The organism is Prevotella sp. RM4 (assembly GCF_000701965.1).
GTDB lineage: Bacteria > Bacteroidota > Bacteroidia > Bacteroidales > Bacteroidaceae > Prevotella > Prevotella ruminicola.
Map to the genome: position 1 here is coordinate 59,577 of NZ_JNKG01000013.1, position 18,588 is coordinate 78,164.

20 protein-coding genes and 1 tRNA gene are annotated in these 18,588 nt (G+C 47.3%); 15 read left to right on the forward strand and 6 right to left on the reverse strand.

Going from position 1 to position 18,588, the window contains the following annotated elements; genetic code table 11:
* Nucleotides 1-28 precede the first annotated feature (28 nt).
* Complete coding sequence (locus tag T499_RS0112290) at nt 29-217, forward strand: hypothetical protein (protein ID WP_157054612.1); 189 nt, start codon at nt 29-31, stop codon at nt 215-217.
* A gap of 18 nt (nt 218-235) precedes the next feature.
* Here T499_RS0112290 and T499_RS14730 read toward each other — a convergent pair whose 3' ends face one another.
* Entirely contained in the window at nt 236-436 is a 201-nt protein-coding gene (locus T499_RS14730) for a hypothetical protein (protein ID WP_091768024.1), read from the reverse strand.
* Nucleotides 437-795: 359 nt separating this feature from the next.
* A tRNA-His gene (locus T499_RS0112295) sits at nt 796-869 on the reverse strand.
* A 154-nt stretch (nt 870-1,023) separates the two neighbouring features.
* Between T499_RS0112295 and T499_RS0112300 the strand changes: the two genes are divergently transcribed.
* Nucleotides 1,024-1,809 carry a Nif3-like dinuclear metal center hexameric protein gene (locus T499_RS0112300; protein WP_033151224.1) on the forward strand — a complete coding sequence of 262 codons (786 nt, stop codon included), beginning with the start codon at nt 1,024-1,026 and terminating at the stop codon, nt 1,807-1,809.
* 48 nt (nt 1,810-1,857) lie between these two features.
* Nucleotides 1,858-2,715, forward strand: coding sequence for a zinc ribbon domain-containing protein (locus tag T499_RS0112305; RefSeq protein WP_028907532.1), 858 nt, complete (start codon nt 1,858-1,860; stop codon nt 2,713-2,715).
* A 9-nt stretch (nt 2,716-2,724) separates the two neighbouring features.
* On the opposite strand, the gene T499_RS0112310 is transcribed toward T499_RS0112305, so the two are convergent.
* The gene (locus tag T499_RS0112310) at nt 2,725-3,174 is read right to left on the reverse strand and encodes a type I restriction enzyme HsdR N-terminal domain-containing protein (RefSeq protein ID WP_013065492.1); all 450 of its coding nucleotides are present in this window, start codon (nt 3,172-3,174) and stop codon (nt 2,725-2,727) included.
* Nucleotides 3,175-3,222: 48 nt separating this feature from the next.
* Here T499_RS0112310 and holA point away from each other — a divergent pair, with 48 nt between their 5' ends.
* The 4 genes from holA to T499_RS0112330 all read left to right on the forward strand — a co-directional run bounded on the left by holA (nt 3,223) and on the right by T499_RS0112330 (nt 7,239).
* Nucleotides 3,223-4,251 carry a DNA polymerase III subunit delta gene (gene holA, locus T499_RS0112315; protein WP_033151225.1) on the forward strand — a complete coding sequence of 343 codons (1,029 nt, stop codon included), beginning with the start codon at nt 3,223-3,225 and terminating at the stop codon, nt 4,249-4,251.
* A 775-nt stretch (nt 4,252-5,026) separates the two neighbouring features.
* Nucleotides 5,027-5,515 carry a helix-turn-helix domain-containing protein gene (locus T499_RS0112320; RefSeq protein ID WP_033151226.1) on the forward strand — a complete coding sequence of 163 codons (489 nt, stop codon included), beginning with the start codon at nt 5,027-5,029 and terminating at the stop codon, nt 5,513-5,515.
* A 57-nt stretch (nt 5,516-5,572) separates the two neighbouring features.
* Nucleotides 5,573-6,346: a dihydroorotate dehydrogenase electron transfer subunit gene (locus T499_RS0112325; RefSeq protein ID WP_033151227.1), complete on the forward strand. Its 774-nt coding sequence runs from the start codon at nt 5,573-5,575 to the stop codon at nt 6,344-6,346.
* Nucleotides 6,334-7,239: a dihydroorotate dehydrogenase gene (locus tag T499_RS0112330; protein WP_013065029.1), complete on the forward strand. Its 906-nt coding sequence runs from the start codon at nt 6,334-6,336 to the stop codon at nt 7,237-7,239. Before T499_RS0112325 ends, T499_RS0112330 begins: the two co-directional genes overlap by 13 nt.
* Nucleotides 7,240-7,435: 196 nt before the next feature.
* On the opposite strand, the gene aroC is transcribed toward T499_RS0112330, so the two are convergent.
* Both aroC and T499_RS0112340 read right to left on the reverse strand, forming a co-directional pair.
* On the reverse strand, nt 7,436-8,521 hold the full coding sequence (gene aroC / locus T499_RS0112335; RefSeq protein WP_033151228.1) for a chorismate synthase: 1,086 nt from the start codon (nt 8,519-8,521) through the stop codon (nt 7,436-7,438).
* Nucleotides 8,522-8,546: 25 nt separating this feature from the next.
* Nucleotides 8,547-9,161: an FKBP-type peptidyl-prolyl cis-trans isomerase gene (locus tag T499_RS0112340; RefSeq protein ID WP_033151229.1), complete on the reverse strand. Its 615-nt coding sequence runs from the start codon at nt 9,159-9,161 to the stop codon at nt 8,547-8,549.
* A 283-nt stretch (nt 9,162-9,444) separates the two neighbouring features.
* Here T499_RS0112340 and T499_RS0112345 point away from each other — a divergent pair, with 283 nt between their 5' ends.
* From T499_RS0112345 to T499_RS0112380, 8 genes are all read left to right on the forward strand, one after another.
* Nucleotides 9,445-9,807 (forward strand): hypothetical protein, encoded by a 363-nt coding sequence (locus tag T499_RS0112345; protein ID WP_013065240.1) that lies wholly within the window; start codon nt 9,445-9,447, stop codon nt 9,805-9,807.
* A 153-nt stretch (nt 9,808-9,960) separates the two neighbouring features.
* A complete protein-coding gene (locus T499_RS0112350; protein ID WP_033151230.1) occupies nt 9,961-10,842 on the forward strand; it encodes a M48 family metallopeptidase in 882 nt (293 codons plus the stop codon).
* Between the two features lie 4 nt (nt 10,843-10,846).
* Nucleotides 10,847-12,250, forward strand: a complete 1,404-nt coding sequence (locus T499_RS0112355) for a C1 family peptidase (protein WP_033151231.1) — start codon at nt 10,847-10,849, stop codon at nt 12,248-12,250.
* The gene (locus T499_RS0112360; protein ID WP_033151232.1) at nt 12,243-12,950 is read left to right on the forward strand and encodes an SDR family NAD(P)-dependent oxidoreductase; all 708 of its coding nucleotides are present in this window, start codon (nt 12,243-12,245) and stop codon (nt 12,948-12,950) included. The genes T499_RS0112355 and T499_RS0112360 overlap by 8 nt, the downstream gene beginning before the upstream one ends.
* A gap of 26 nt (nt 12,951-12,976) precedes the next feature.
* Complete coding sequence (locus T499_RS0112365) at nt 12,977-13,423, forward strand: GAF domain-containing protein (protein ID WP_013063368.1); 447 nt, start codon at nt 12,977-12,979, stop codon at nt 13,421-13,423.
* 215 nt (nt 13,424-13,638) lie between these two features.
* On the forward strand, nt 13,639-14,688 hold the full coding sequence (gene ilvC / locus T499_RS0112370) for a ketol-acid reductoisomerase (RefSeq protein ID WP_033151233.1): 1,050 nt from the start codon (nt 13,639-13,641) through the stop codon (nt 14,686-14,688).
* 54 nt (nt 14,689-14,742) lie between these two features.
* Nucleotides 14,743-15,207: a MaoC family dehydratase gene (locus T499_RS0112375; RefSeq protein ID WP_013065248.1), complete on the forward strand. Its 465-nt coding sequence runs from the start codon at nt 14,743-14,745 to the stop codon at nt 15,205-15,207.
* A 5-nt stretch (nt 15,208-15,212) separates the two neighbouring features.
* Nucleotides 15,213-16,664 (forward strand): amidophosphoribosyltransferase, encoded by a 1,452-nt coding sequence (locus T499_RS0112380; protein WP_033151234.1) that lies wholly within the window; start codon nt 15,213-15,215, stop codon nt 16,662-16,664.
* A 1-nt stretch (nt 16,665) separates the two neighbouring features.
* Here the strand turns inward: T499_RS0112380 and T499_RS0112385 are convergent, their stop codons facing one another.
* A complete protein-coding gene (locus tag T499_RS0112385) occupies nt 16,666-18,573 on the reverse strand; it encodes a RecQ family ATP-dependent DNA helicase (RefSeq protein ID WP_033151235.1) in 1,908 nt (635 codons plus the stop codon).
* Between the last annotated feature and the right edge of the window lie 15 nt (nt 18,574-18,588).

The window sequence follows — 18,588 nt, forward strand, 5'->3', positions numbered from 1 at the left end:
ATGGCGCACGCAAGATGAGATTCGAACGGTGGTGAATGCCGTTCTGGGTGAATGTATCTGGAATCTCAGCTACAGCGAGCGACGTATGGCCATTGAACTGGAGTTGACTGTCACCCTTGATGATGATGCTATCGGCAATCTCTGCTGCCAATTCTCAATTACTGCCGACTACGAGGGCGTCGGCGCAAAAGGATCGAAATTCGCATTCTATCTTTGAATGCCTAAATAATCGAAGTCATTGACCTTTGTCGCTTAGCAAGGCTAAGAACTTATCTGGCCAACAATTCATAATCAGCTTGTTTGGGAATTCCGTTTCTGCCAGCAGCGGATAGAGTCGTTCATAATCGGCTATCTGGAAAGAAATGTCGTATGAGCCTGAAATATTTGTATCAATAAACTTACGGAGTGTCTGAGTGTCGCAACATTCAGAATACACGTTTGAATGTCATGCTTGGTTATTGATAAGCCTTGAAAATCAGCAGTTTATATATCTTTTTGATAATGTGTGAGTCTTATTTTAGTAGTTCCACTTTTGGATATGATTACCATTTTTGGAAATAAAATTGGCGCAAAATGTTTTAGATATAATATATAAGTCGATTCCTTGGTATTTTGTAATGATGTAATTACTTAAGAATCAGATATTTGTAACTGGTTTCTATCTAAAGATTCTAAATTTGATTTTGCGCCAATATTTCCTGTTTTAACATAAAACCGTTGGAATTTAAGTTAACGTCTTAATTTAAGGATAAAAAGAAAAACCTTGTAAGTTGTTGACCTACAAGGTTTTATGAGGGTGCCCGGTGGGACTCGAACCCACGACATTCAGAACCACAATCTGACGCTCTAACCAACTGAACTACGGGCACCATTTCTGAATTGCGGGTGCAAAGGTACGGAGATTTTTTTAATCTACCAAACATTTGATGTAGTTTTTTATAAAAATTTAGTTTTTGGTTAAAAATGTATAACAAAGAGAGGCCGCTCGCGCGCGTTTCAATTATTCTTTGTAATTTTGCAGCCGTGAAGATAAAAGAAGTGCTGAGCGCCCTTGAACGTTTCGCGCCTCTGCCCTTGCAGGAAAGTTGGGATAATGCTGGCTTGCAACTGGGACTGACAGAGACGGAGGTTTCAGGGGCATTATTGTGTCTGGACGTGAACGAACGTATCGTTGACGAGGCTATGGCGAAGGGTTGCAATCTGATTGTAAGCCACCATCCGCTGTTGTTTCGTGGTTTGAAAACCATCAGCGATCTGACCGACGTTCAGCGCACCGTGATGCGTGCTATTAAGCAGGGCATATCGGTGGTATCGATGCACACCAATATGGATAATGCCCGTGGCGGCGTGAACTTTAAGATAGCCCAGAAGCTGGGTCTGCAGAATGTGGCGTTTTTCGCGCAGAAGCAGGTTGACGGCATTGAGGCTGGCAGTGGGGTAGTGGGCGAGTTGCCCGAAGCTATGGCTGCCGACGACTTTATTATTGGTGTGAAGAAAGCCTTTGGTGTGGAGTGTGCGATGTGCAACGAGTTGCTGCGCCGTCCCATTAAGCGCGTAGCCATCTGCGGTGGTGCGGGCGATTTTCTGCTCGACGAGGCCGTTAAGAATCAGGCTGATGCGTTTATTACTGGCGAGATGCACTACCATCAGTACTTTGGCTACGAGCAGCAGATACAGATTTGCGTGATAGGTCACTATCAGAGCGAACAGTACACTGCCGAAATCTTTGAGGAGATTATCCAGAAGGAGTGCCCCGGCGTAAAAACCTGCATAGCCGAAACATGTACGAATCCCATTTTGTACATTTGACATTGAACATTGAGAATTGAACATTAATATTATAAATTTATTAGAATTATGGCAAAGAAAGATCCATCAGAACTGTCAGTTGAAGAGCGCCTGAAGACGCTGTATCAGTTGCAGACCGCCCTCTCGGCTATTGACGAGAAGCGTATGTTGCGCGGTGAGCTGCCCCTGGAAGTACAAGACCTGGAAGACGAGATTGAGGGTTTGACCACTCGTGTTGAGAAGATTGCAAACGAGATTGCGGACTACCAGAGAGCTATCAGCCAGAAGAAGGGCGAGATTGCCGATGCCGAGGCCAGCGTAGAGCGCTATAAGGCTCAGCTGGATGAGGTTAAGAACAACCGTGAATACGACACACTCTCGAAGGAGATTGAGTTCCAGACACTGGAAATTGAGCTGTGTAATAAGAAGATTCGCGAGGCTAACAACAAGATTGCCGACAAGCAGCGTGAGCAGGAAAGCAGCGAGGCCCTGATTGCAGAGCGCCAGAGCGACCTGGAGGTTAAGAAGAACGAGCTTGAGGAGATTATGGAAGAGACTCGCGTAGAGGAGGAGAAGCTGAAGGAGCAGGTTAAGACACTCGAGGCTAAGATCGAGGGCCGTTTGCTTACTTCGTTCAAGCGCATCCGTAGAAACGCTCGCAACGGTCTGGGTATCGTTTATGTACAGCGTGATGCCTGCGGTGGTTGCTTTAACAAGATTCCACCCCAGCGCCAGTTGGATATCAAGATGCACAAGAAGATTATTGTTTGCGAGTACTGCGGACGTATCATGATCGACCCAGAGCTGGCAGGCGTTAAGATCGACAAGGCAACAGGTGCTACCGAGGAGAAGAAGGGTCGTGCAAAGCGCTCTATCCGCAAGACTTCGACCTCGAAGAAGTCGACCGATGCCAACGATATGGAATAATCGGAAATGTTATAAATTCTGATAGTCGGGGATATCCTCTAAAAAGTAATATTTTTGGTTGGCATAATCCATCTTACAGCAAATGTGCTGCATGCCGTTGCTAACTATCAGATAATCTACCTTCAGCAAAAGATTGTAGGCCGATATTTGGTTGAACGTCTTTTGCTGAAGTTTTATTTGTGGGGCTTTGTACTCGATAATCATCTGTGGGGCTGCCACCTTATTATATAATACGGTATCGCAACGCAGACGTTTTTCGCCCACGCTCAGTTCAATCTCGTTGCCCATCAGTCCGGCTGGGTAACCCTTGTGTTCAACCAGATAATGTACAAAATGCTGGCGAACCCACTCCTCGGGTGTCAGCGCTACGTATTTTCGACGTAAAAAGTCGAAAATTACCTGTTTATTGCCCTGCTGGGCTATTTTTATTTCGTATGTAGGGAGGTTTAATCGAAACATTTTTGTAAATTTGCAGGCAAAATTACAAATAATAAATGAAATAGCAACATGGCTGAGGCAAAAAATGTGAGTTTTGAGAGCATTATGCGCGATTTAGAGGCTGGAAAATTTGCGCCCGTCTATTATCTGATGGGCGACGAATCGTATTATATCGACAAGATTGCCGATTATATAGCCGACCATGCATTACGCCCTGAGGAACGTGATTTTAACCAGACTGTGGTGTTCGGATCGGACGTAAATGCGTCGCAGATAGCCGACCTGGCACGCCGCTATCCTATGATGGCCGAGCGCCAGGTGGTGATAGTAAAAGAGGCGCAGAATATTAAAAATACCGAGGCACTTGAGCGCTATTTTGCGCAGCCTATGGCCAGCACCGTTTTGGTGATGTGCCATAAGAACGGCAAGGTTGACGGTAGAAAATCGGGGTACGTGAAGGCTATCAAATCGCACGGCATACTGTTTGAGAGTATGAAACTCAAGGATAGAGAGCTGCCAGGTTTTATTGAGAACTATCTGAAAAAACACCAGATCAGGATTGATGCCAAATCTGTTCAGATGATAGCCGAGAATATTGGCGCCGATTTGAGTAGACTGACAGGTGAGCTGGATAAAGTGATCATTTCGTTGCCCGAAGAGAATAGGGTAGTGACCCCACAGGTGGTTGAGGAGCAGATTGGTGTGAGCAAAGAGTTTAATGGATTTGAACTTCGCGATGCCATTGTGAACCGAAATGTTTTTAAGGCAAATCAGATAATAAAATATTTTGACGAAAATCCAAAGGCTGGTTCCATCTACTCGTTTCTCCCTTTGCTCTTTAATTACTTCCAGAATTTAATGATTGCGTTTTACGCGCCAAATAATAAGAGCCAGGAGGGCGTTGCAGAGTGGCTGGAATTCAAAAATCCATGGCAAGCCAAGGACTATATGACGGGTATGCGAAACTACTCTGGAATGAAGGTGATGCAGATCATTTCGAAGATGCGAGAGATTGACGCCAAAAGTAAGGGTCTGGATAACCCAAATACACCTGCTGGAGAGCTTATGAAAGAACTGATTTTTTACATTTTGCACTAATTTAGGGCAAAATGTTATTCTAGAATTTATAAAAATGGCGCTTTTGATGAGCGCCTTTTTTATGCCTAAATGTCTGTAAAATAGGGGAGTTACGGCATTTTGCACCCTCTCAAAACTCGCGTATTTCCAGTTTTTCGACCGATGGTTCAGAATACGCGAGAAATGGCAAAATCTGGAATTTTGGAGCTTGTGGAATTCGACGTTTACATTTATTAGGATTTAATTCCGTTGATTTAAATTCTTAAATCCGAATACCTGTTTAGGGATTTATTGGTTTATGGATGTTGATTTTAGAATTTAAAAGGTTAAATCAGATATTTAGATTCGGATATTAATATCTAAATACTATGATTCTGTTTTGTATATTGATATTTATGCATACTAATTATTGTGCATTTAAGTAGTTAAATATCAATTAGTTATGTGATTTATTTATAAATACCTTGCAGAAATAGCCACCTTATTAAACCGAAAGCTGCAAAATGGGCTTTAAAAGTATAAAGTTTACGTAACTACCTTATTTACATCCAATTAGTTAGCTTGAAACATTAAAATAAACCTTTGTACAGATTTATAATCGCAAATTTAGATTTAAAAATATAAAGCCCCGATTTATTCCTAAACATCTTTTGATTTACAAATATAAAACTATAAACTAAAATTATAAAATCTTAAATTGTATCTACATTTGTTGTATATTTCAATTTTTTGTTTTACCTTTGTAAACTGAAAGAAAACAGGGCCTAATAGCCCCATTAAGCACTTAGTTACAGCAATGAAAGATAGAATCAGGCAAATTATGGAGAGCCAGCACATGACTCAACAGCTCTTCGCCGACTACATCGGTCAGAGTCCAGCTACCCTTAGTAGCATCTTCAACGGTCGTACCCGTCCTACCCTAAACATCGTTGAAGCCATCAAAAAGAAAATTCCTAACATCAATACCGATTGGTTGATGTTTGGCTCGGGTGACATGTATCTGCCCCAAAACAACCCCGATCAGGATCTGTTTTCGGAGGCTGAAGGTACCCCTGGTACCCACCCTATCGAGCAAAATCTGATGTTGAATTTTGATGATGCACCTGTACAAGCCCCCCAAAATGTGGCTCAGCAGCCCCAAAATTATAATAGTGTACGTAATACACACCAAGAAATCGTTCGCGAGGAGGTAAAATTCGTTGACAAACCGCAGCGTAAGGTTATCGAGATTCGTGTGTTTTACGATGATCAGACATGGGATACTTTTGTACCTGCGAAGAAATAAAGTTTTGTGGTTTCAAAAAATAATAGTACCTTTGTACCCGAATTAAAAATTTGAAGTATGAAGAAGTATATACTTGACCTCAAGGTGAAGCAGGTAGAGCAGATTCATCAGCGTTATGTACTTATAAAACTAACTGATGATAAACCTCTGCCCGATATGCTGCCCGGTCAGTTTGTCGAGGTGCGTGTAGATGGTTCAACATCTACCTTTTTACGCCGCCCCATTTCCATTAACTTTGTTGATCGCAACGCCAACGAGCTTTGGCTGTTAGTAGCTACCGTTGGCGACGGAACCCGAACATTAGCTAAACTGCAACCTGGCGACACGCTTAACTGTGTGCTGCCATTAGGCAACGGCTTTACTGCTGCCAAGGCTGGCGAAAAGGTGCTGCTGGTTGGTGGTGGCGTAGGAGTGGCCCCCCTGCTGTATATGGGTGCCGAGATGAAGCGCCTGGGTATTGAGCCTACATTCCTGTTAGGAGCGCGTACGGCTAACGACCTGCTGATGCTGCCTATATTTAATATGTACGGGCGCGTGTACGTAACAACCGAGGACGGATCGATGGGCGAGAAGGGTTTTGTAACTAATCACTCGCTGCTGAGCGAGGAGCGTTTCGACCGTATCAGTACCTGTGGCCCTACGCCGATGATGAAGGCTGTGGCTCGTTATGCCCGTCAGAATAGCATCGACTGTGAGGCCTCGTTAGAGAACCTGATGGCTTGCGGACTGGGTGCTTGCCTGTGCTGCGTAGAGAAGACTACCGAGGGCAATTTGTGTGTTTGTAAGGATGGACCCGTGTTTAATATTAAGAAACTGTTATGGCAAGACTAAATGTAAAGATTGCTGACTTGGAGCTGAAGAACCCTGTGATGACTGCATCGGGTACTTTTGGCTACGGATTGGAGTTTGCCGACCTGATGCCTCTGGATGGTATCGGTGGTATTATTGTGAAGGGAACCACCCTGAATCCACGTGAGGGAAACGACTATCCACGTATGGCCGAAACAGCTAGCGGTATGCTGAACTGCGTAGGACTGCAGAATAAAGGCGTAGATTACTTCTGTGAGCACATTTATCCGCAGATTAAGGATATAGATACCAATATGATTGTAAACGTGAGCGGATCGAGTCCTGAGGATTATGCTGAGTGTGCTGCCCGTATCGATGCATTAGAGAATATCCCTGCCATCGAGCTGAATATCTCGTGTCCTAACGTAAAGGATGGAGGTATGGCTTTTGGTGTTACCTGTGCAGGTGCTGCCAGCGTGGTAAAGGCTGTGCGCCAGCGTTACCACAAAACGCTGATAGTAAAGCTGAGTCCTAATGTAACTGATATAGCTGAGATTGCGCGAGCTGTAGAGGCTGAGGGTGCTGATAGCGTATCGCTGATTAATACGCTGATGGGTATGGCTATTGATATCGAGAAGCGCAAAACGCTGTTGAGCATTAATACAGGCGGATTGAGTGGCCCTTGTGTAAAGCCTGTGGCGCTGCGTATGGTATGGCAGGTGGCTAAGGCCGTTAAGATACCTGTAATAGGCTTAGGAGGCATTAGTTGTGCCAAGGATGCCATCGAGTTCCTGATGGCTGGTGCAACGGCCATCGAGATAGGTACAGCCAACTTCCTGGATCCGGCAGTAAGTATCAAGGTGAGGGACGGCATTAACGAGTGGCTTGATGCACACGGCTGTAAGGATGTTAGCGAAATCATAGGGGTTATTTAACCCCTTTTTTTGTGCCGTATAGATAAAAATTTGGGGGCTACCAATCGGCAGCCCCCAACCAACACAAAAACTAAACTAGACTTAACTAAAGCAATTCCGGGGTTTTCCCAAATCCCTGATTGCGGTGCAAAGATACGCATAGTTTTTGAAACTACCAAATCTTTTTTGCATTTTTTTGCAATCGGGGTGTCCTTTTCTATAAAATTACCGCATTTCGCAGTAAAATATAGTCTAAAATTGTCATTGCAGCCATCGATTCAACAACTGGTACTGCTCTGGGCAAAACGCACGGATCGTGGCGCCCGTGAGCAGTGAAAGTGGTGGCATTTCCTTCCTTATCTACCGTTTGCTGTTCGGTAAGAATTGTGGCTACTGGTTTAAAGGCCACACGGAAGTAAATGTCCTGCCCGTTGCTGATGCCGCCCTGAATGCCGCCACTGTGATTGGTTGTGGTGGTGATGGGCTGCTGATCGCCAGCTGATGGTACGAACACGTCGTTTACCTGACTGCCGCGCATGGTGGCACTGTTGAAACCATCACCATATTCAAAGCCCTTAACGGCATTGATGCTGAGCATGGCCTGACCTAACGAGGCGTGCAACTTATCGAACTCAGGCTCGCCTAAGCCTGTGGGGCATCCCTTAATCACACAAGTAATGATACCGCCAATGGTGTCGCCCTCGGCCTTTACCTTTGCTATCAGCGCCTCCATTTCGGCTGCTTTCTGCTGGTCGGGGCAACGTACGGCGTTAGTCTCGGTAAGACTAAGGTCGTAGCGGCTGTAATCCTTATCAAGTGCAATATCGCCTACCTGTGATGTGTAGGCCTGAATACTGATTCCCTTCTGGCGCAATACCAGTTTGGCCAATGCGCCGCCCACGCAACGGCTGATGGTGATACGTGCCGATGAACGGCCGCCACCACGATGATCGCGGATGCCGTACTTCTCGAAATACGTGTAATCGGCATGCGATGGACGGAAAAGATTGCGCATATTCTCGTAATCGTTGGAGTGCTGATTGGTGTTACGAACGATGAATCCGATGGGGCAGCCTGTAGATTTGCCCTCAAACACGCCGCTCAGCAGTTCTACACGGTCGGCTTCCTGTCGTGAGGTGGTGATAGCACTCTGACCAGGGCGACGGCGATTCAGTTCGCTCTGAATAAACTCCATGTCGATGTCGATGCCGGCTGGCATGCCATCAATCACGCCGCCAACGGCCTCGCCATGACTCTCGCCGAAGGTTGTGAGTGTGAATATGTGTCCAAATGTGTTGCGCATAGGGGTAGGGGGAATTTTTTATGGGTTAGTGACAGTGTCCGCAACCGCAACCACAGCCATCGTCGTGGTGGTGATGCTCGTGATCGCAGCCTTCGTGATTGCAGCCCTCGTGGTCGCCTCCGCAGCCACCACAACCGCCGCATCCACCTGTCATATGCTTAATCAGGTGCTGAATCTCCTCGTCGGTAGCCTCGCGGTTCTCAATCACCTTCCCCTTGAAGTTCAGGGTTTTGCCAGCCAATGGGTGGTTGGTATCAACGGTAACACCGTCTTCCTCGATCTTTACCACCTTAGCCATGAACTGATGGTCCTCGTTGTCCATCAGGGTGATAACAGCGCCCTCGAAGATGTTGTCGTGATCGAAATGACCGTTAACAGTAAATACCTCGCGGCTAACCTTGTGAACGCCCTCAGTTACATACTCGCCGAATGCCTGAGCTGGAGCCAGCTCGAAATCAAAGTCGCTGCCCTTTTCAAGACCCTTTACCTTCTCCTCGAAAGCATCGAGTGCTACGCTGAATCCGGTGATAAACTCAAATGGACGGTCATCGCCAGTCTGCTCCTCAAGCTCACTCTTGCCATCCTTCAGGCTGTACAACTGGTATACAACCGACATGAATCTGTTTTTTGTCTCTTCCATTATACCTATTATATATATTTAGTTTCAGCCTGCAAAGTTACGCATTTTCTGCCAAATACACGAACGTTTAATTGGAAAAAGTAAAAAAATACTTATTTCTGCCTTTCTTTGATATGTATCAATAAAAAAGCTGTGTTCGCACACAATTGCACAAAAATGCTTGTGAGTATCAAAAAATCGCCGTACCTTTGCACCGTCAAAAAGACAAAAGGATAACAAATTAAAGTATAAAAGTAGGTTGGCTGTAAAAAGTCACCGAGTAAAAAAAAGAAAGGGTAAAAAGATGAAAAAGATGATGATGACATTGGTAGCAATGCTGAGCATGACAACTGCATTTGCTGAGGGTGAGAACACTAACGCTGTAGCAAACGTAGAGGCTTACAAGATGGACGTAAACATGGATAAGCTCTCAAAGGTTCTGAACCTGGCTATCGACCAGCGCGAGGCTGTTGAGAACATCCACAATGTATTCAATACTGAGATCTCATATGCAGCTCAGGCTAGCAACAGCGAGCGCGAGGCTATGGTTAAGCACGCTATCGATACCGACGTTAAGCGTATGCGCTACGTACTCAGCGAGGATCAGATGCGTACATACCTGCTGCTGCTGAACACCACTATCAACAACCGTGGTTTGAACAAGTAAATTCGTAGTTTTTTAGTTATTATTGGTCATTCTTTATAGAGGCATTCCTTTGGGGATGTCTCTATTTTTATGCTTAAAATTTGCAAATGTCGATTTTTTTTGCTTACTTTGCACGCTGAAAACGATAATAACTAAATAATATCATAACAAGGTATGAAGAAAATTAAGTTTTTACTCATGTCGATGGTTGCCGCTGTGCTGGTTAGCTGCGGTACCACAAGTACTGTGCCTATCACAGGACGTAAGCAGAATCTGATGGTTAGCGATGGTGAGATGCTGAGCCTGTCGACCCAGCAGTATCAGGAGTTTATGAAAACAGCCAAGCTTTCTACCGATGCCACCAAAACCGCTATGGTTAAGCGCGTGGGACAGAATCTGGCCAACGCTGTGGTAAGCTATCTGAATGCTAACGGTATGCAGAACGATGTGCAGAACTACAAGTGGCAGTTTAACCTGGTGGCCGATAAGCAGGCCAACGCATGGTGTATGCCTGGCGGACTGATTGTGGTTTACGAGGGACTCCTGCCTATCACTCAGGACGAGGCTTCGCTGGCTATCGTGCTTGGACATGAGATTGCCCACGCTGTGGCACGTCACTCAGCCGAGCAGATGAGCACCCAGATTAAGCAGCAGTATGGTATTCAGGGTGTAGGTGCGCTGGCCAGTGTATTAGGTGTTGGTACCAATACCATTTCTCTGGGTCAGGCTATGGCATCGGCAGGTTTGAATCTGGCTAACCTCAAGTATTCGCGTAACCACGAGAGCGAGGCTGATTACATGGGACTGATTTTTGCTGCGATGGCAGGTTATAATCCTGAGGCTGCTGTTACTTTCTGGCAGCGTATGGCTTCGGCCAGCACCAGCAACACATCTGAGTTCCTGAGCGATCACCCATCAGATGCTACACGTATCAAGAACATTCAGGGATGGTTGCCCGAGGCTAAGAAGTACTACAAGCCAAAGACCACCACTACGGCTAAGAAGACAACCACCACAAAAAAGACTACAACTAAAAAAACTACAAAAAAGAAGTAAATAAATGAAAAGAAGTACAATTACTATCGCGTTTGCTGCCTGCGCAATGATGGCACAGGCGCAGACACAGGGTGGAGGCATTTCTGCCCAGATGTTACAGGAAATCCAGAAGGAGCAGAAACAGTGTGGCAAGGAGCGTGTTATCGCTAATGCCATCTATGGTATGAGCATTGATGCGCTGGCCAAGAATTACAAGGTGGCCGCCCTGCCTATCGACACTCATTTCTCGGTTGAAACCCGTAAGCAGTCGATTACCGACCAGAAATCATCTGGACGTTGCTGGATGTTCAGCGGACTGAACGTGCTGCGTTCAAACTATATGGCTCAGGCCGATTCAGTAAGCATCGAGTTCTCGCAGGCTTATCTCTTCTTCTGGGATCAGTTGGAGAAGTCGAACCTGATGCTTCAGGGCGTGATTGATACCGCCAAGAAGCCTATGGACGATCAGCGTGTGCAGTTCTTCTTCCATTCGCCTATTGGTGATGGTGGTACTTTCTGCGGTGTGGCCGACTTGGCACCCAAATACGGACTGGTTCCCTCGGAGATTATGCCTGAGAGTTTTACCAGCGAGAACACCTCGAAGGCTCGCAGCCTGATTTCGTCGAAGCTGCGTGAGTTCGGACTCCAGCTGCGTGATATGGTAGCTAAGAAAAAGAGTGCTGCCGATATCCAGAAGGCTAAGACTGAGATGCTGGGTCAGATTTATCGCATGCTGAAGCTGACACTGGGTGTTCCCGTTGAGAAGTTCACCTACGCTTTCCACGATAAGAACGGTCGCCAGCTGGGCGAGGCCAAGGAGTACACTCCACTGAGTTTCTATCAGGAGGTTGTTGGTGGCGATCTGAATGGCACCTTCATTATGGTTATGAACGACCCACGTCGCGAGTACTACAAGACTTACGAGGTAGAGTATGATCGCCACACCTATGATGGAAGCAACTGGCGCTATCTGAACCTGCCTATGGAGGAGATTGAGCAGTTGGCTATTGCCTCGCTGAAGGATGGCCGTAAGATGTATAGCTCGTACGATGTAGGCAAGTTGCTTGATCGTAAGCGCGGCTATGCTTCGTTAGATAATTTCGACTACGGATCGGTATTCGGGACTACCTTTAAGATGGACAAGGCTCTGCGTATTTCTACTTTTGACAGTGGTTCTACCCACGCTATGACATTGACTGCTGTCGACCTGGATAACCAGGGTAAGCCCATTAAGTGGAAGGTTGAGAACTCGTGGGGTGCTACCAGCGGCCAGCAGGGCTGCCTGATTATGACTGCCGACTGGTTCCGTGAGTATATGTTCCGCTTGGTTGTAAATAAAAAGTATGTGTCGGAGAAGATGCTGAAGGCATACAATTCCAAACCGGTTATGGTAATGCCCGAGGACCCATTGTTCTTGCCCGATGAGTAAAGCTATTATTGTAGGCGCCTCATCAGGTATCGGACTCGAAGTGGCCCGTCTATTCATCCAGCGCGGCTGGACGGTAGGCGTGGCCGCTCGTCGTTTAGACCTGTTGCAAACCATTGGCGCCGCCGATGTGGAGCAGATTGATGTGACCAGTGCTGATGCACCCGAAAAGCTGATGCAGTTGGTTGATCGCCTGGGTGGTATGGATTTGTTTTTCTATGCCTCGGGTATCGGAAAGCAGAATCGTGAACTAACGCCCGATATCGAGTTGGCTACAGTTGAAACCAACGGCTTGGGCTTTACCCGTATGATTGGCTGTGCCTATCGCTATTTTGCCCAGCAGGGCAGGGGGCATATTGCAGCCATCACCTCTATCGCTGGTACCAAGGGGCTAGGTCCCGCACCAGCCTATTCGGCTACCAAAGCCATGCAGAACGTGTATCTGCAGGCCTTAGAGCAGCTGGCCAACGCCCGAAAGCTCGATATCAGGTTTACTGATATCCGTCCTGGTTTTGTGGATACCGCCCTGTTGAGTGGTACGTTCCACTATCCCATGATGCTGAAGCCACAGGCTGTGGCACGCGAGATTGTGAGTGCTATCGAACATCATAAGCACATTCGTGTGATCGACTGGAAATATCGCATCCTGACTGCCGTTTGGCGCAGAATACCCAGATGCATCTGGCGTAGAATCAAGTTATAATTCAGTTAAAACTAAACTATATAATAATGAATAAGGTAGAGAAATATCAGTTGCTGCAGCAGCAGATTAAGGCGCTGAGCGCTGGTGAGACCGATCAGGTGGCTGTGATGGCTAATGTGGCTGCAGCCATACATTTGGAGATGGGATTCTGGTGGACAGGATTCTATCGTGTACAGAACGGCGAGTTGGTACTGGGGCCATTCCAGGGACCTGTGGCCTGCATGCATATCGGCTATGGCAAGGGCGTATGCGGAACCTCGTGGAAACAGGGTGAGACCATTGTGGTGCCCGATGTAGAACAGTTCCCTGGTCATATTGCCTGCAGCAGCGAGTCGCGTTCGGAAATCGTTGTGCCTGTAAGATCGGCCGAAGGCGAAATAATAGCTGTACTCGACATCGACAGCAAGGATTTGGCAACATTCGATGAGGTTGACAAGCAGTGGCTGGAAGAGATTGTCAAGGTGTTCGAATAAAAAATAAAAAAACGCAGAGAAATTTTTGGCAGTGTGGGCAGAAATGCTTAAATTTGCACCCGATTTAAATAGTTAACGCCCAAGTCGCATCCTCGTGTAGGGTGTGAGCGAACTGACAAGACGACGGCTCTCGGGTAGGGCTGGCACGGAACGCAGGGATTAAGTACAACTCCTTGGCAAGCTTATTGGCGAGCCGAGTAAAAATTTAAAGCTATATGGCACAAATGAATTTCGGTGGCGTAACAGAAACTGTTGTCACCAGCAAAGAGTTCTCACTTGAGAAAGCACGTGAAGTATTGAAAAATGAGACCATCGCTGTAATCGGTTATGGCGTTCAGGGACCAGGTCAGGCCTGCAACCTGCGTGATAACGGATTTAATGTGATTGTGGGTCAGCGCCCAGGCAAGACCTACGACAAGGCTGTGGCCGACGGTTGGGTTCCTGGCGAGACTCTGTTCTCTATCGAGGAAGCCGCTGAGAAGGGTACTATCCTTTGCATGCTGCTCTCTGATGCTGGTCAGATTCAGCAGTGGCCCACCATCAAACAGTATCTGAAGCCTGGCAAGACTCTTTATTACAGCCACGGTTTCGCCATCAACTGGAGCGATCGTACAGGTGTAGTTCCTCCAAAGGATGTTGACGTAATTATGGTTGCACCTAAGGGTAGTGGTACCAGCCTGCGCACTATGTTCTGCGAGGGTCGTGGTTTGAACTGCTCGTATGCTGTTTATCAGGATGCTACTGGTAAGGCTAAGGAGAAGACTCTGGCCTTTGGTATCGGTATCGGTGCCGGATATATGTTTGAGACCACCTTCGAGCGCGAGGCTACATCAGACTTGACTGGTGAGCGTGGTTCGTTGATGGGTGCCATTCAGGGACTGCTGCTGGCTCAGTACGAGGTACTGCGTGAGCACGGACACTCTCCCTCAGAGGCTTTCAATGAGACTGTAGAGGAATTGACCCAGAGCCTTGGCCCTCTCTTCGGTGCTAAGGGTATGGACTGGATGTATGCTAACTGCTCGACCACCGCACAGCGCGGTGCGCTCGACTGGGCTCCACGATTCCACGATGCTATCAAGCCCGTTATGGAGTGGTTGTACTACTCGGTACAGACGGGTAACGAGGCACAGATTACCATCGACGCTAACTCGAAACCCGACTACCGCGCTGGACTGGAGAAAGAGTTGGAGGCTATGCGTAATCAGGAAATGTGGCGTGCTGGCGAGACCGTACGTAAGCTGCGTCCTGAGAACCAAGACGTATAACACTACAATCACGGGGGTGCACACGCATCCCCGTGATTCATTTTTAAATATGATATGGGAAAATTAGTAATTAATTCGTACGATGAATTCGCAGCCCACTTGGGTGAGGAGCTCGGCGCTTCTGACTGGCTGCAAGTAGACCAAGACCGTATTAATCTTTTTGCCGACGCTACACTGGACCATCAGTGGATTCACGTTGACGTGGAGCGCGCCAAGAAGGAGAGTCAGTATCAGAGCACCATTGCTCATGGCTATCTGACCTTGTCGCTGTTGCCTTATATGTGGGACCAGATTATCGAGGTGAACAACATCAAGATGCTGGTTAACTACGGTATGGACAAGATGCGATTCGGACAGCCTGTCATCACAGGCTCAAAGGTACGTTTGGTAACCAAGTTGCACAACATTCAGAACCTGCGTGGTATCTGTAAGGCAGAGATTGAGTTCAGAATTGAAATCGAGGGACAGCGCAAACCCGCACTCGAGGGTATCGCTTCGTTCCTGTATTATTTTAATTAATAGGTATGGGTGGATTTTTTGGAACCATTTCCACAAAGTGCTGTGTAAACGATTTGTTCTACGGCACCGATTATAATTCGCACCTGGGTACCAAGCGTGCAGGACTGGTAACATTCGATGAGGAGAAAGGTTTTAGTCGTAAAATCCATAACCTGGAGCGTGATTACTTCCGTTCTAAGTTTGAGGATGAACTCGACTCGTTTTCAGGAAAACAGGGTATTGGCGTAATTAGCGATACCGACCCACAACCCATACTCGTTAACTCACACTTAGGCCGCTATGCCGTAGTTACCGTAGCGAAGATTAACAACCTGGAAGAGATAGCACAAGAACTACTGGATCGCCGCATGCACTTTAGCGAGTACTCGGCCAATACCATCAACCAGACAGAGCTGGTGGCCCTGCTTATTAATATGGGTCGCACATTTGTTGAAGGTATCAACCTGGTGTACAAAAAGATTGAGGGATCGTGCTCGATGCTGATTCTGACCGAGAAGGGTATTATTGCTGCCCGCGACTTCCTGGGCCGCACACCTATCGTTATCGGACAGAAGGATGGCGCCTATGCCGTAAGTAGTGAGACTACCAGTTTCCCCAATCTCGACTATAAGCGTGTTCGTGACCTTGGTCCTGGCGAGATAGTATTCCTTACTGCCGATAAGCTGGAGGTACTGCAGGAGCCTTGGAAACGTGAGCAGATCTGCTCGTTCCTTTGGGTTTACTATGGTTTCCCCGCATCAGATTATAATGGTATCAACGTAGAAAACGTACGTGAGACCAATGGTAAGATGATGGGTGAGAAGGATGAGACTGAGGTTGACTGCGTTTGCGGTGTGCCCGATTCGGGTGTCGGTATGGCGCTCGGTTATGCAGAGGGTAAGGGTGTACCTTACAAGCGTGCCGTGCTGAAGTACACACCAACCTGGCCCCGTTCGTTTACTCCTGGCAACCAGGAGCGCCGTTCGCTGGTGGCTAAGATGAAACTGATACCTAACCCAGCTTTGCTGAAGGATCAGCGCGTGGTATTCTGCGACGACTCTATCGTACGTGGTACACAGCTCAAGGATAACGTAAAGACTTTCTTTGAGTATGGCGCTAAAGAGGTGCACTGCCGTATCTCTTGTCCTCCATTGGTTTATGGTTGTCCATTCATCGGCTTTACCTCGTCAAAGAGCGATATGGAGTTGATTACACGCCGTATCATCAAGGACTTTGAGGGCGACGATAAGAAGAACCTGGAGAAGTATGCTACCACCGACTCGCCTGAGTACAAGCGTATGGTAGATGAGATTGCCAAGCGTCTGGGCCTTACCTCGCTGAAGTTTGCTAAGCTCGAGGATCTGGTTAAGAGCATTGGTATGGACAAGTGCCGCGTGTGCACACACTGCTTTGATGGCAGTAGCTACTGTCACGAGCATGATAAGGAAGACGATCGTCAGCTTAAGTTGGATTTCTGATTTAAGACTTTGCGATACAACCATCCTCCAGTCGGATGATATATTCTTCGTCTGTGAGATATTCAATTGCAGCATCGAGTTCGCTTACGGGCAGCTCGATGCTTTTTAATTCGGTAATAAAGTGGGGTTTGCCATCATCCAGCAACTGCAGGATTTTCTGGGCAGCCGCATTTAGGCGGGCTTCAACCACCATGCCCTCTGCGCGATGAGCCAGACATACATCGCACTGCTCGCAATTATGATCGTTCTCCTCGCCAAAATAGCGTAACAGTTGTCGGCTACGGCACACCTTATCGTTGGTAGCGTAGCGAATCATAGCCTGAATATGTGCTCCGAACTGTACTTTGCGCTCTTCGTACACCTCAGGCATCAGCTGTATAAACTCCTTATCCTCGCGTCGCTGGGTGTAGCGTATGTAAGGTGTCTTCTTCTGTGGTATAAAGTGCAGGATATGTCGTTGCGACAAACTCTTGAGTATCAGGTAAACCTGCTGTGGCTTTAAGTTGGTGGCCTGCGCCAGGAAGGCCTCGTCGATAAAATTGTAATCGGTAAACAGGCCGCCGTAGTTGCGCAGCAGGGCCGTGATGATAGCCTCTTCGTTCGGACTGTTGTTTTCCAATCGATACAGGTCGTTACGGCTCACGGTAAACATAACACGTGCCTTGTTGTCCTGCTCTTCGGTATATTCCAGATAGCCTGCGCGCTGCAGAATCTTGAGGGCCGAATCAACACGGATAGGGAAGTGGTTGAAGTTGTGGCAGAACTTATCGATATTAAACTCGAACGTATGGTTATAACCCGAGCCCACACCTATCTGATAATAATAGGCCAGATGCTCATAAACCTGGCGGATGTAATCCTTATCAGGGAAGGTGTCGGTAATGCGTTTTTTCAGTTTGGTTTCGTCGTGACGGTTATACAGCAGCACAGCATACGCCTTGAAACCATCGCGACCAGCACGCCCTGCCTCTTGGAAATAGGCCTCGATACTATCCGGACAATCCATATGTATCACCACGCGTACATCGGGCTTGTCGATACCCATGCCAAAGGCGTTGGTGGCCACCATTACACGATACTTGTTTTCCTGCCACTCGCGCTGTCGCTCATCTTTCGTGCTGGCATCAAGGCCTGCATGATAGAATGTGGATGTGATGCCGGCCTCGCTGATAATCTGCGAAAACTCCTTAGTGCGCAGGCGACTGCGGGCATACACAATAGCCGAGCCCTTCACGTGTTTCAGAATGTGTATCAGTTGTTCAGTCTTATCCTCAGCATGCCTTACCACATAAGCCAGATTCTTGCGTTCAAAGCTCATCTTGAACACGTTGAAATCACCCGTCAATTTTGCTTGGATATCGTCAACCACTTGTGGCGTGGCTGTGGCGGTAAGTGCCAATACGGGCACGCCAGGCACCAGTTTGCGTATCTGGGCTATCTGCAGGTATGAGGGACGGAAATCGTAACCCCATTGCGAAATACAGTGGGCTTCGTCGACCGTAATAAAGCTCACCTTCATGTGGCGGAGCTTGGTTTGGAATAAGTCGGATGAGAGTCGCTCAGGTGAAACGTAGAGTAGCTTGATGGCGCCAAAGATGGCGTTTTCGAGTGTTACAATGATTTCTTCGTGGGTTAGTCCGCTGTAGATAGCGGCTGCTTTAATCCCTCTGCGGCGCAGATTCTCAACCTGGTCCTTCATCAGGGCTATCAGCGGGGTAATCACAATGCAAGTACCCTCGTGTGCCAAAGCTGGCACCTGGAAGGTAATGGATTTACCACCACCTGTAGGCATCAGTCCTAATGTATCGTGGCCACTACCGATAGACTCGATGATTTCGCGCTGAATACCGCGGAAATCATCGTAGCCCCAGTAGCGATGGAGAATCTCCCTATAATTATCAATTGTCAATTGTCAAATGATTAA